The 13724-nt window shown below is 50.7% G+C and carries 13 protein-coding genes; 6 read left to right on the top strand and 7 right to left on the bottom strand.

Annotated features, from left to right (window positions below; genetic code table 11):
* Positions 1 to 4 precede the first annotated feature (4 nt).
* The 3 genes from ydcS to SK38_RS05520 form a co-directional block, all read right to left on the bottom strand.
* Entirely contained in the window at positions 5 to 1150 is a 1146-nt protein-coding gene (gene ydcS / locus SK38_RS05530) for a putative ABC transporter substrate-binding protein YdcS (protein ID WP_048235323.1), read from the bottom strand.
* Positions 1151 to 1477: 327 nt separating this feature from the next.
* Positions 1478 to 2887: an aminotransferase-like domain-containing protein gene (locus tag SK38_RS05525; RefSeq protein ID WP_048235322.1), complete on the bottom strand. Its 1410-nt coding sequence runs from the start codon at positions 2885 to 2887 to the stop codon at positions 1478 to 1480.
* 136 nt (positions 2888 to 3023) lie between these two features.
* Entirely contained in the window at positions 3024 to 4031 is a 1008-nt protein-coding gene (locus SK38_RS05520) for a Stealth CR1 domain-containing protein (protein WP_048235321.1), read from the bottom strand.
* A gap of 213 nt (positions 4032 to 4244) precedes the next feature.
* On the opposite strand from SK38_RS05520, the gene SK38_RS05515 reads away from it, so the two are divergent.
* The 4 genes from SK38_RS05515 to SK38_RS05505 all read left to right on the top strand — a co-directional run bounded on the left by SK38_RS05515 (position 4245) and on the right by SK38_RS05505 (position 7205).
* Complete coding sequence (locus SK38_RS05515) at positions 4245 to 5648, top strand: cytochrome ubiquinol oxidase subunit I (protein WP_048235320.1); 1404 nt, start codon at positions 4245 to 4247, stop codon at positions 5646 to 5648.
* Positions 5648 to 6658, top strand: a complete 1011-nt coding sequence (gene cydB / locus SK38_RS05510; RefSeq protein WP_048235319.1) for a cytochrome d ubiquinol oxidase subunit II — start codon at positions 5648 to 5650, stop codon at positions 6656 to 6658. The genes SK38_RS05515 and cydB overlap by 1 nt, the downstream gene beginning before the upstream one ends.
* Complete coding sequence (locus SK38_RS23680) at positions 6658 to 6783, top strand: DUF2474 domain-containing protein (RefSeq protein WP_003020230.1); 126 nt, start codon at positions 6658 to 6660, stop codon at positions 6781 to 6783. Before cydB ends, SK38_RS23680 begins: the two co-directional genes overlap by 1 nt.
* A 191-nt stretch (positions 6784 to 6974) precedes the next feature.
* Positions 6975 to 7205 carry a DUF2554 family protein gene (locus SK38_RS05505; RefSeq protein WP_003020233.1) on the top strand — a complete coding sequence of 77 codons (231 nt, stop codon included), beginning with the start codon at positions 6975 to 6977 and terminating at the stop codon, positions 7203 to 7205.
* Positions 7206 to 7208: 3 nt separating this feature from the next.
* Here SK38_RS05505 and rlhA read toward each other — a convergent pair whose 3' ends face one another.
* Positions 7209 to 9170 (bottom strand): 23S rRNA 5-hydroxycytidine C2501 synthase, encoded by a 1962-nt coding sequence (gene rlhA / locus SK38_RS05500; RefSeq protein ID WP_032943529.1) that lies wholly within the window; start codon positions 9168 to 9170, stop codon positions 7209 to 7211.
* Positions 9171 to 9249: 79 nt separating this feature from the next.
* Positions 9250 to 9786: a helix-turn-helix domain-containing protein gene (locus SK38_RS05495; protein WP_048235318.1), complete on the bottom strand. Its 537-nt coding sequence runs from the start codon at positions 9784 to 9786 to the stop codon at positions 9250 to 9252.
* Between the two features lie 105 nt (positions 9787 to 9891).
* Between SK38_RS05495 and SK38_RS05490 the strand changes: the two genes are divergently transcribed.
* Positions 9892 to 11058 (top strand): benzoate/H(+) symporter BenE family transporter, encoded by a 1167-nt coding sequence (locus SK38_RS05490; protein WP_048235317.1) that lies wholly within the window; start codon positions 9892 to 9894, stop codon positions 11056 to 11058.
* Here the strand turns inward: SK38_RS05490 and SK38_RS05485 are convergent.
* Complete coding sequence (locus SK38_RS05485) at positions 11041 to 11910, bottom strand: AraC family transcriptional regulator (RefSeq protein ID WP_048235316.1); 870 nt, start codon at positions 11908 to 11910, stop codon at positions 11041 to 11043. The genes SK38_RS05490 and SK38_RS05485 overlap by 18 nt on opposite strands.
* Before the next feature lie 184 nt (positions 11911 to 12094).
* On the opposite strand from SK38_RS05485, the gene SK38_RS05480 reads away from it, so the two are divergent.
* Positions 12095 to 13003 (top strand): DMT family transporter, encoded by a 909-nt coding sequence (locus tag SK38_RS05480; protein ID WP_032943534.1) that lies wholly within the window; start codon positions 12095 to 12097, stop codon positions 13001 to 13003.
* A gap of 37 nt (positions 13004 to 13040) precedes the next feature.
* On the opposite strand, the gene SK38_RS05475 is transcribed toward SK38_RS05480, so the two are convergent.
* Entirely contained in the window at positions 13041 to 13715 is a 675-nt protein-coding gene (locus SK38_RS05475; protein ID WP_048227575.1) for a DUF3313 domain-containing protein, read from the bottom strand.
* Positions 13716 to 13724 lie beyond the last annotated feature (9 nt).

Here is a 13724-nt window from a genome sequence, read left to right as displayed (position 1 = left end):
GGAATTAACGACCGCCCATAATGGCGATGTAATCCTGCGTCCAGCGACTGTAAGGAACGAATTTTCCACCTTCGGCAATCGGCGTTTTCCAGAAGGCAATTTTGTCAAAGTAGCTATAGCCGTTGGTTTCACAACCCTTTTCACCCAACAGAGGGCTGGCTTTACAACCTTCAGGTACCACTGGCAGAGAACCAAACCAGGCCGCTACGTCGCCCTGTACTTTCGGGGTTAATGACCAGTTCATCCATTTGTAAGCACAAACCGGGTGTTTCGCTTCACTGTGCAGCATGGTGGTATCAGCCCATCCGGTAACCCCTTCTTTTGGGAAAACCGTGGCAATTGGCTGACCTTCGCCTTTCAAGGCGTTAGCCTGATAAGGCCAGGCACTTGACGCCACCACGCCTTCGTTTTTGAAATCGCTCATTTGCACGGTGGTATCGTGCCAATAGCGATGGATCAACGCGTGCTGATCGCTCAGGACTTTGATCACCGCCTGATACTGTTTTTCAGTGAGCTGATAGGGATCGGTAATACCCAACTGCGGCTGAGTGGCTTTAACGAATAACGCGGCATCGGCAATATAGATCGGGCCATCGTAGGCCTGAACGCGACCTTTATTGCTTTTCCCATCCTCAAGTTTTTGCTCAACAAACACCACACTCCAGCTATCCGGCGGCGTTGGGAAAATTTTGGTGTTATACATCAGCAGGTTTGGTCCCCACTGGTACGGTGTGCCGTAAACTTTTCCGCCAACGTTAAACCATTCGCCTTTTACCACCCGTGGATCGATGCTTTTCCAGTTAGGGATCAGCGCGGTATTAATCGGCTGAACGCGTTTTCCCATAATCAGGCGCAGTGAGGCATCACCAGAAGCGGTAACCAGATCGTAACCGCCTTTTGCCATCAGGCTGACCATCTCATCGGATGTGGCTGCCGTTTTGACATTAACCGCGCAGCCGGTATCTTTCTCAAACTGCGAGACCCAGTCATATTGTTTATCGGTTTGTCCACGTTCGATATAACCCGGCCAGGCAATAATATCCAGGCGGCCTTCCGGTTTATCTAATGATGTGGGGGGTTCGGCTGCCTGCGCAGTCATCAGCGTCATACTGAGTGCGCACAGGCTACTGAGGGCAAACTGCTTGCTCATAACGTCTTACTCCTGTCTAAAAAATATTGAGCGGCAGCCTTGCCGTAAATATATGTCCTTTTCTAAAAATAGTCGGGGTGTTGTAAGCGTTCCTGCTGGCGCAAGGAAATTTAATCAGGTTGTGAGCTAACGCTCATTACGCTACAGACTCTGACCTGGGGGTAATCTTCTGGAGTATAGACAAGGAGTTAGATGCAGAGGTGGCAATAGTATTAACTATTGATATTTTGTATGGACGCACCCGATATAAATAATACCGTGGTTCAGCATTCACTATTTCGAAAATAAGAACGCGCTATTCATTTATATTGAATAGCACGTTATGGTTTATTTCATCATTTCACGAATTAATTTACCAAGCTGTTTTACGGCCTGCTCTTCGCGATCTCCCCAGTGCCATGCAGTATTAAAACGAAAAAAACGAGTCCAGCTTCCCGAGGTCGAGAACATTTTCCCCGGCGCAATACTGATGTGGTGTGCCAGCGCATGGGTACTGAGCACACCGGCATCAAGCGGTTCCGGCAGCTCCAGCCACAGAAAATAACCGCTGTCGTTGTGGTGAATTTTGACCTCCGCCGGAAGATGACGCAGCAGCGTTTGCCAGGCCTGTTGTTTACGTTCCGCCAGTTGCCGACGCAAGCGCCGCAGATGCGCGTCATAGCGCCGGGTTGAAAGATAATCAACAAGGGCAAGCTGCATGGGCGAACTGGTAGATAAGGTGCTCATTAGCTGGAGTCGCTGAATACGCCGGGCATGTTTCCCTGCTGCTACCCAGCCAATACGAAATCCTGGCACCAGGCACTTGGAGAAAGACGAACAATGCAGAACGCTGTCGGCGCGATCCCAGGCTTTGGCGGGCAACGGTTTTTCGCGGCCAAAGTACAGTTCGCTGTAAACATCATCTTCAATCAGTATTACGTGGTATTTTTCCAGCAAGGCAACCAGACGCGCCTTTTTCTCTGCGCTGAGCGTAAAACCCAGTGGATTTTGGCTGTTTGTCATTAGCCAGCAAGCTTTTACCGGGTACTCCTGCAACGCCTGCTCCAGCGCGGTGAGATCGATCCCCTCTTTTACGTCGGTGGCAATCGAAAGCGCCTTCAGACGTAATCGCTCCAGGGCCTGCAACGCCCCGTAAAAACAGGGGTTTTCGACAATTACCCAATCACCCGGTTCGGTGACTGCTTGCAGGCTCAGGTTGAGGGCTTCCATCGCGCCGGTGGTGATGACGATTTCGTCCGGTGAAATGGTCATCCCCTGTTGAGCATAGCGACGGGCAATGGCATGACGCAGGTCAGCATTCCCCGGCGGCAGGTTTTCAATCACGCTCATGGCGGTGGCGGTTTTACTCACCTGCGCCAACGAGCGGTTCAACTGCTGAAGTGGAAACAGACGCGGGTCGGGGAATGCGGAGGCAAAGGGCATCACTGACGCATCCCGGCTGGCCTGCAACATATCAAAAATGTAGGTATTGATATCCACCGCTTCATCGCGCATGACCTGCACCTGCGGCGCAGCAAATTCACGTTCGGGGCGCGCGGCGACATAATAGCCAGACTGCGGTCGGGCAATAATCCGCCCCTGGCTTTCCAGCAACTGGTATGCGTGTCCGACGGTCATAAAACTCAGTCCGCTGCTGACCACCTGCTCACGTAAGGATGGCAAGCGATCGCCTGGCTGCCATACGCCAGACGCAATTTGATCGCGAATTTGCTCTGCCAGTCGCTGGTACTTTTTCATTCTGAAAATCCGTTCAGGTAACCACCATCATGTATATCAGTTTACATAATCTCTACATTTTTACTAACTGTTATGAATAGTTTTGTTTCAATGCCGAAGTTGCAGCCTGCCAAGTGAAACCTAAACTGTTATTGTCTTAAATCTCATATCCTGACTTTTCACTAAACACATTTTCAAATGCTGTGCGCAATTTGTCGGTCACCGCATCAAAATCTTTGAGTATCTCGGTGTCATTAAAACAGGTTTGAGCAGTTCCATCGGTTAGTGTTTTGATAGCATCGTTTATGCTTTTAGAGGATAAATTGAAATACTTACCTCTCTTTATAGGGTTTTTAGGGTTAAATTTCCCATTCGCCAACTGCCAATATCGGAATAAGTATTGCGTTAAGCACAAAGGCTCGCGGAATTTCTTACTGACTGTTTCCCTCAGCAACTGTTCTTCCACCTGCCATATCTCATTGAACGTACTTTTCAAAAATGGTTGCGGAATGTGTCGACTATAAAACCCTTCGAAAAACTTTTCTTTTCGGTTAGCGAAATTTTTCAGTAGCCGTCTTTTATAACACATGCTGTAATATTTATTCTTATTTTCCTGCATCATCGCACGCTTGCTAAAGTGGCTATTTAATATGCTGATGTTGAGAAAATCTGATGAGGCCATGATGAGATTATCTTTGTTGGTTGGAGGGTTTTTCTTTAAAATCAAAAAGTCATTTGGATTTCCATTATCGAAGTAGAAATCTTCAGCCAGCGGTGCCGTAATGAACATATCATCATTAAACAAGACAAATTTGTCGCTCAAATCATTTATCTTATGAAGATTAAGCTCTATCGCATTAGAGTTAAATGTAGGCAAGTACTTGTTTTCGATAAACTGTTCATGAAAAACAATGTTTAACTTTTTATGATTCACATTAAGCCATGCGGGAATCTGTCCGCATGTAACTAAATGTATCTTTCTTACCCATGGCGCATATTTTTCCACACACCTGAACCAATAATTAAAAATACCCATATCTCTGAAACGCGCCGGATGCATAGCCCCCTCAGCATGGCAACCCGCCGCTTTATGCTTGGCAAAACTCGCCTGCCAGGCTAAATCACTTGAGTCAACCCACAAAACGACAAAGTCGATTCCGCTCATTTTATTGTTCCAATGAATAATTTTCGGCGAATATAACAAAGTGCCAATTCAATGTTTGAACTAATCAAGGCATCAATATTGAAGACTCCATCTTTTGTGAAAGCTATAGCAATTGTGCAACTGTTATGGTTAAAAAGAACTGTTCTGTTTCTGCCTTCCATTGCTCCTCAGACTTAGAATTGCGCTAAATCAATTTTGCCTGCGGAGTTAAGCATGTTCGGTCTTGACGCGTTTCACCTGGCAAGGATCCAGTTCGCGTTTACGGTATCCTTTCACATCATCTTTCCGGCTATTACTATCGGGCTCGCCAGTTATCTGGCTGTGCTGGAAGGGCTATGGCTAAAAACGAAAAATCCCACCTGGCGATCGCTTTACCATTTCTGGTCGAAAATATTCGCCGTAAATTTTGGTATGGGTGTAGTTTCCGGGCTGGTGATGGCTTATCAGTTCGGCACCAACTGGAGTGGTTTTTCCGAGTTCGCCGGGAGTATCACTGGGCCGTTGCTGACCTATGAAGTATTAACCGCCTTCTTCCTCGAAGCTGGTTTCCTTGGGGTGATGTTGTTTGGCTGGAATCGGGTTGGTCCAGGACTTCATTTCTTTGCCACCTGCATGGTCGCACTGGGTACCATTATTTCAACCTTCTGGATCCTCGCCTCCAACAGCTGGATGCAGACACCGCAAGGCTATGAAATAGTTAACGGCCAGGTCGTTCCCGTCGACTGGTTCGCCGTTATTTTCAATCCCTCATTCCCCTATCGTCTGCTGCATATGTCGGTTGCCGCCTTCCTGAGCAGCGCGTTGTTTGTTGCTGCCTCGGGGGCATGGCATTTGCTGCGCGGGAATAACACACCAGCAATTCGAGCGATGTTTTCGATGGCGCTGTGGATGACATTAATCGTCGCTCCACTGCAGGCCTTGATTGGCGATATGCACGGTTTGAATACGCTGAAGCATCAGCCGGTAAAAATTGCTGCGATTGAAGGACACTGGGAAAATCGCCCCGGTGAACCGACTCCGCTGCTGCTGTTCGGCTGGCCGGATATGGAGCAGGAACGCACCCGCTATGGGCTGGAAATCCCGGCGCTGGGCAGTCTGATCCTGACCCATAGTCTGGACAAACAGGTCCCGGCCCTAAAAGAGTTTCCTAAAGAAGACAGGCCCAACTCCACTATGGTGTTCTGGTCGTTTCGCATAATGGCCGGGCTAGGCATGCTGATGATCCTGTTGGGCGCGTTTGCCCTGTGGCTGCGCTATAAGCAGCGTTTATACACCTCGCGCCCTTTTCTGCGCTTTGCCTTATGGATGGGTCCTTCCGGTCTGATTGCCATCCTTGCCGGTTGGGTGACCACTGAAGTTGGCCGTCAGCCGTGGGTGGTTTACGGTCTGCAACGTACGGCGGATGCGGTTTCTGCACATGGCGATTTACATATGAGCATCAGCCTGCTGTCCTTCTTTGTGGTGTACAGCTCAGTGTTTGGCGTGGGTTACAGCTACATGATCCGCCTGATCCGTAAAGGGCCACAGGAAGATGACCCGACTATTCCGCCAACAGGCACGCCTGCCCGGCCGCTTTCAGCCGCCGTCCTCGATTCTCAACCGGAGGCACATCGCTAATGGGTATCGATTTATCAGTTGTCTGGTTTGTAATTATCGTCTTCGCCACGCTGATGTATATCGTGATGGACGGTTTTGATCTCGGGATTGGCATTTTATTCCCAGCGATTCAGGACGCTGACGACCGCGATGTTATGGTCAACAGCGTAGCCCCGGTATGGGACGGCAATGAAACCTGGCTGGTGTTGGGCGGCGCAGGATTATTCGGCGCTTTCCCCCTGGCCTATGCGGTGATTGTCGATGCGCTGACGATTCCGTTGACCCTGATGCTAATCGGTCTGATTTTTCGCGGCGTCGCGTTCGAGTTTCGCTTCAAAGCCACACCGGCTCACCGACCATTCTGGGATAAAGCCTTTCTCGGCGGTTCAATCCTCGCGACATTCACGCAAGGTGTCGTGGTGGGTGCCGTACTCAACGGATTTTCCGTTACCGGACGCAGCTACAGCGGCGGTCCTTTCGACTGGTTGACCCCGTTCACGTTGTTCTGCGGCGTTGGTCTGGTCGTGGCTTACGCCCTGCTGGGGGCGACATGGCTGGTGATGAAAAGCGAAAATCCGTTGCAGGATAAAATGCGCAGTGTGGCCAAAAAACTGCTGCTGGCAATGTTGGTTGTGATTGCCATTATCAGCCTGTGGACACCACTGGCACATAGCGCGATTGCCGAGCGTTGGTTTAGCCTGCCCAACCTTTGGTTCCTGATGCCGGTTCCGCTGCTGGTTGCGCTTATCAGTCTCTGGCTGTGGCGTTCGCTGGGGCAACATAATTGCCATACGCTGCCTTTTGTATTAACGCTGGGGCTGATTTTTCTCGGGTTTAGCGGGCTGGGGATCAGTATCTGGCCACATATCATTCCACCGTCTATTACGCTCTGGCAGGCGGCGGCTCCGGCACAAAGTCAGGGCTTTATGTTGGTTGGCGCACTGCTGATTATCCCGATAATCCTGGTGTACACCTTCTGGAGCTACTACGTTTTCCGCGGCAAAGTTCAACATGGTGAGGGGTATCATTGATGCAACAAACAATCTGGAAACGCCTGATGTGGCTGGTGATCCTCTGGGGCGGCAGCGTGCTGGCCCTGGCCGCCGTTGGCATGTTCTTTCGTCTCCTGATGACGGCCGCCGGATTTAAGTCCTGAATCTCGCCCTGATAACACCCGGTCAGCGCGCTGCACTGCCCGGGTGTTACAAATCCCAACATCGACTAAACAAAAATGTAAAAAACATCGAAATGGCAAAACAGAGATTGTCATTAACCCGATTAAAATATTGAATAGTCACCGGGCGAAATTATCGCCAATTCCGCAGCTAACGTACCAGAGGGTGCATGATGTTTAAGAAAGGGTTAACGGTGTTATTGCTGGCCAGCGCGCTTTTTTCCGGTCAACTTTTCGCTACTAATCAGGGACATGAATATCTTCAGGTGCAGGATGCCGATCATTTACTACGACACACGGCCGACAGCGATGAACTTCGAGTGACGGCGGAAGAATCCGCCGCCGATCTTCGTGAGCACCATCACTGGCAAAAATCACGCAAACCCGATACACATCTGAGCTAACGATTAACCTTTGCGCTTCGGCAGTGTCTTCATCAGTTCTTCTGGACTGACCGAAGCCACGACGCTGCCCGGCAACGGCATCTTCAGAATGTGATGCTTCATCTTGCCGATTACGTGCATTTCGCACGGTCGGCAATCAAATTTCAGCGTCAGGACTTCATCGCCGTTAACCAGTTGCATCGGTGTTGCTTTCCAGCTTTTGATGTTACCTTTCGCCTGTTTCGGACACAGGTTAAAGGCGAAACGCAGGCAATGTTTGGTGATCATCACCGGCACTTCGCCCTTTTCTTCATGTGCTTCATAGGCTGCATCAATCAACTGAACGCCATAACGGTGATAAAACTCACGCGCTTTTTGGTTGTAGACGTTAGCCAGGAAACTCAAGTGCGTTTGTGGATAAACCGGCGCTGGCTGAGATACCGGTTTGCGGCTACCGCGCTGATAGCTTTGCAAGCGCGCTGCATCCAGCATATCAACGGCTTCACGCCGGAACTGATTTAGTTGACCGTTTGGCACGAACAGCGCGCCCGGCAGATTCACCTGAATATTGCGGGCGTAGTACATCGTCTGACCAAGTTTTGCCAGTCCGTCCTGTAGGTTACTCAACGCTTTTTCCGCATTGTTCGCTTCCTCAAACTGGCCGTCCAACGTATGGGTGATACTCACGCCCTCTTCACTGGTGAGCGTCAGAATCAACTGCTCCTGCCAGCCGCCGAGCTCAATATCGATCGCAACACGGCGTTCGCTGGAAGTTTTTGTTAACGCTTGCTGCCAGTTATGATCGAGGTTGCGATTCAGCGGATGATGCGGACGCACTTTGTGCAGGTCGGCGGGCATTTCATTCGGCCATACCCGATAACGATTGTTCCCCGTTTTTTCCACGGTGTTGGCGCGAAATCCAACAACCTCACGTTTGATTAACACGTTCAGGCCATCCCCGTTTGCCAGCGGTTCAGTCACCTCAACATCGAGATGATCTTTCGCCACCTTCAGGACTTCGCCGACCGGCAAACCGATAAACTTTGGTGAGTCGAATGCGCCGATATCCCCTTTACGGGCATTCACAAAATAATCGGTACTGCCGCGATGGAAGGTTTTCTCTGTGGATGGGGTAAAGAAATGTTCGGTACGTCCCGCTGATGAACGGGCCAGATCGCCGCGTTCTTCAATGATGGCGTCGAGCATCTGGCGATAATGCGCGGTAATATTCTTCACATAACTCATGTCCTTATAGCGCCCTTCAATTTTGAAGGAACGCACACCTGCGTCAATCAACGCACCCAGGTTGGCGGTCTGATCGTTATCTTTCATCGACAGCAGATGTTTTTCATAGGATACCACGCGCCCCTGATCGTCTTTCAGGGTATACGGCAGACGGCAAGCCTGGGAACAGTCGCCGCGGTTAGCGCTGCGTCCGGTTTGTGCATGTGAAATATAACACTGCCCTGAATAGGCAACGCACAGCGCACCGTGAATGAAAAACTCAATGGTCGCATCGGTAGCCTGATGGATAGCGTTAATCTGCTCAAGGCTCAGTTCGCGCGCCAGCACAATCTGGGTGAATCCCACATCGGATAGAAATTTCGCCTTCTCAACGCTGCGAATATCGCACTGGGTGCTGGCGTGCAGTTCAATCGGGGGAATATCCAGTTCCAGAATCCCCATATCCTGCACGATCAGGGCATCAACGCCGGTCTGATACAGATCGGTAATTAACCGTTGTGCGGGCTCCAGCTCATCATCATGCAAGATCGTGTTTAGCGTCACAAAGATTTTTGCCCCGTAACGATGGGCAAAAGGCACTAATTCGGCTATATCTTTCAGGCTATTACTGGCGTTATGACGCGCGCCAAAACCTGGTCCACCAATGTAAACGGCGTCTGCGCCGTGCAAAATGGCTTCGCGCGCAATGGCGGTATCCCGAGCCGGGCTTAACAATTCAAGGTGATGAGGCTGCTGGCGCATACAGTTGTTACCATCCACAAGCGGTAAAAATGGCGGTTATTGTAGTCACAAGCGCGGCGTTTCGGAATAGTTTTCCCGATTAACCGCGTGGGTAATGGATCAGCGAATGAAAATGAACCGTTTGCTCGCTACTGTTACGGTAACTATGTGCCGTATCTCCGGCGAAACGGACACCTTCACCGGATTTAAGGGTGCGCCACTGCCCCTCAATACACATATCCAGCAGACCACTAATCACCACCACGTGCTCAATTACGCCGGTTTCATGCGGAGTAGATTCACTGAGCGCGCCGGGTGCCAGCAGTATCGAAAAATGATCGAAGCACAGTTGCGGATCCCACGGGAACAACGGCGTGACGACCATCGCCTGCTGCTGGGGATCGAATGTTAGCGAGCCTTCTGACTCTGGTGGTGAAATAAACGTTGAAAACGGGACGTTCAGTCCAGTGGCAATTTTCCACAATGTCGCCACCGTTGGACTGGATTCGTTGCGCTCAATCTGCCCCAGCATCGCTTTTGACACGCCAGTTTCCTCCGCCAGACGCGAAAGGCTCCATTCACGCTGGTGACGTAGCGTCTTGAGCGTTGTGGCCAAATAGTGGGTTAAGTTGTCCATTTTTCTCCTTCGTCGCTCTCCTTTCTCAGGGCTACAGCTTAGCACTTGTACGCTATAACGCACAGTGCTACAGTGACTGACCGTTATAACGCACGCGGAGTTGCTATGCGCACATTTTCCATCCCCCTGCCTACAGTTTTGTCGGGTTTTGTGGCGGTCCTGGTCGGCTACGCCAGTTCAGCGGCCATTATCTGGCAAGCGGCGCTCGCCGCAGGTGCGACGACCGGACAAATCGCAGGCTGGATGACCGCACTGGGGCTAGCAATGGGGGTCAGTACGCTGGCGCTGACATTGTGGTATCGCGCCCCTGTACTCACCGCATGGTCAACGCCCGGTGCCGCGCTGCTGGTGACGGGCCTGCAAGGGGTATCGATTCAGGATGCTATCGGTGTTTTTATCGTAGCTAATGCATTGATTGTGCTGTGCGGTATAACCGGGCTGTTTGCCCGCCTGATGAAAATTATTCCCCACTCGCTGGCGTCGGCCATGCTGGCCGGGATCTTGCTGCGTTTTGGTTTGCAGGCGTTCAATAGCCTGAACAGTGAGCTTATCTTGTGCGGCAGCATGCTGCTGGCGTGGTTGGTACTAAAAGTAATCGCCCCACGGTATGCCGTTATCGCCGCAATGTTGGTAGGTATAGCCATCGCCCTGGTTAAAGGTGACATTGTCACCGATGGTGTTAATCTGTCACCGGTGTTGCCAGCGTTTATTGCACCACACTTTTCATTAGCCCACAGTATCAGTATTGCGCTACCGCTGTTTCTGGTCACTATGGCTTCGCAAAATGCCCCCGGTATTGCGACCATGAAAGCATCTGGATATTCGTTACCCGTTTCACCCCTGATTGTTTTTACGGGTCTGTTGGCACTGCTATTTTCGCCGTTTGGCGTCTATTCCATCTGCATCGCCGCCATAACCGCAGCAATTTGCCAAAGCCCCGAAGCCCATCCAGATGTAAATCGACGCTGGCTCGCCGCAGCCGCAGCGGGTGTCTTTTACATTCTGGCTGGGGTGTTTGGCGGTTCGGTCACAGGACTGATGGCAGCCCTGCCCGTAAGCTGGATCCAGATGCTTGCTGGTCTGGCATTACTCGGCACGATTAGCGGTAGTTTATTTCAAGCCTTACATAATGAAGCAGAACGCGACGCGGCCATTGTGACTTTTCTGGTTACGGCCAGTGGCCTGACGGTATTTGGCATTGGGTCTGCATTCTGGGGGCTGGTCGTCGGCGGTATCTGCTACTCAGTGTTGACATTATTTCGCCGCGCGTAGCTGCGTTGGCGTCTTACCCGTCACTTGTTTAAACCGGTTACTGAAATGGCTCGCCGAACTGAACCCGCAGGCCATTGCAATATCCGACAGGCTGCGTGATGAACAACAGACCAGTTGCTGCGCCAGCGCCATACGGCGTTGCATGACGTACTGATGAGGCGCCATATTCATCGACTGGCGAAACATTCTGGCAAAATGGAATTCACTTAGCGCTGCCTCGCTTGCCAGATCGCTCAACGTTATGGGATACGCCAGATGTGCTTCAATATAGGCCAGCACGTTGCGCAATGTGGCAGGCGCAAGCCCTCCGGTGACGACGGGAAGTCGCCATTGCACATTGCTGTAATGCTGGATCAGATGCGTTAACAGTAGTGAAGATGCCGCGCTAAGCGTGAGGTGATTGGCCGGTTGCTGCCAGTCATTACCAAGCAAAAACTGACGGTAAACCGCCGTGATCCCCGGGTCACTGCCAAACGTATGCTCGTCCAGCGTGAAGCTATAGGGGCTTTTGTCCCAGACTTTTTCACCCACTTCGCGCAAATGCGCGTCCGTACAATAGAGATGAACAAAGGAAAGATCGTCACGAATATCCCAACTGGACTCACTCTCTTTCGGCATCAGGCAAAAACGGTCTGGTCCCCCGCCATTCTTCCAGCCTCCCGCCGTCTTGTGGTAACTCTCGTAACCATCTGCGATGTATAAACTGAGCGTATGGTGATCGCAATATTGGGTGATGGTATCGCGTTTGTTCGACCAGGCCGCCAGTTGGATCCCTGAATGTAACGCAACCGATTCATGCAGCACGGCATTATGTTTGCGCAAGTTTTCAAAGGCACCGTAGGGCTGAGACATACCATCACATTCAAAATAAGTTAGCAGGCTTTCAGTCTATATCAGCTACATATCGTTAACAGCTGCCTTTTCACTATTACGCTAAAAAAAGCGCAAGATTTTGCAAGTCCACCGCAAGCCGATGAAAGCCTCCTGCATTCCGTCGTGACACAGTGTAAGTCTGAATGAATAAAGAGAGAGTCGTATGAACGCACTGTTGTACTGCCTGGTAGTGGTTATTTGGGGAACGACATGGATTGCGATTTATTTGCAGCAAGGTCCGGTTTCTGCACCGGTTTCTATCTTTTGGCGCTTCGCCGTTGCCAGCTCGGTGATGATAGTGATCCTGTTGCTAAGCGGTAAATTACGCAAACTGTCTGGCCGCGATCATCTGTTTTGTCTGTTACAGGGCGGATGCGTTTTTTGCTTTAACTTCTGGTGTTTTTATACGGCTGCGGCGTGGATTAATACCGGCCTGGAGTCGGTGATTTTCTCGATGGCCGTCCTGTTCAATGCAGTCAATAGCTTCATCTTTTTTGGGCAAAAACCACCGCTGCGCTTCTATATTGCAGCGGGTTTGGGACTGACGGGCATCGTGACTCTGTTCTGGCAGGATTTGCTCAACAGCGGGTTTAATCATTCACTGCTGCTGGGCATCGGCTTAAGCGCCCTCGGGACCTTCGGCTTCTCACTGGGCAATATGATCAGTCTGCGTCACCAGAAAAAAGGGTTAGAAGTGTTAACGACCAACAGCTGGGCCATGCTGTACGGCACATTGCTGATCGCGGCCATTGCGCTGGTGCGCGGCGACAACTTCACGCCACAGTGGACATTCAGCTATCTTAGCGCGCTGTTATATCTGGCTATTTTCGGCTCAGTGATTGCCTTTGGCGCTTATTTCACGCTGGTAGGTCGCATTGGTCCCAGTAAGGCGGCATACAGCACGCTGCTGTTCCCGCTGGTGGCGCTGACGCTGTCAACATTGTATGAAGGATACATCTGGCAAGTTAATGCAATTGCCGGATTGGTGTTGATCTTACTGGGAAATCTGGTGATGTTTGCCCGACCGGAAGCGCTGATGGGTAAACTACTCTATCGTCGTCGTGTGGCATAAAAAAACGCACCATCCTGAGATGGTGCGTTCATCATTTTTATTGTGGTTTTTGGTTCACATCAAACATGGAGGCATCGGTCGCCATGTCATCAACAACTTTCTTCAACGTTTCGAACGCCATCGGCGTGCTTTCGTTGTTCAGGTCTTTACCTTCACCCTTACGTACAACTTTAATCACCGGTTTATTGGTCGCTGCATCAATCAACTCACCCTCGAAATAGAGGTTGGTATCCATGGTACGGTGACCCGTCGCCATTTGCGTTCCCGCAACGAGCAGTGCAACCGGGACCACTTCATAGAACTGCAGTCCTTCTTTGCTGGTCGCTACACCGGTAATCGCCCCGCGGAAAATCAGGCTACGCGGTCCAGGGGTCGTAACCAGAGGCTTACGCTTGCTGATGGCGGATTTCAACTGTGTATTGGTATAGGTCAGTAATTGATCAAGAACCTGCTGCCCTACCTGCGTAGTAGGTTTCGGAACCGGATAATACGTTACCGGGTTATACACGATGTTGTCATATTTGGATTCGTTGTAGCTCGGGTCAACCCAACGGAGTACCGTTTGTCCCGAGGCTGATTTTGTTTCCTTCAGATCAGAGTAATTTTTTAAAAACCCAGAATATTTATCCGGCTCGGTCACTTTTGACGCACAGCCGGATAATGCCAACAAGCCAGTAAGCGCTGCAACTTTAAATAAAGTTTGAGTACGCATGAAACGATC

It is taken from the genome of Citrobacter sp. MGH110, from assembly GCF_001037515.1.
Classification (GTDB): Bacteria; Pseudomonadota; Gammaproteobacteria; order Enterobacterales; family Enterobacteriaceae; genus Citrobacter; species Citrobacter portucalensis.
This window is presented reverse-complemented; position numbering and strand designations above follow the sequence as displayed.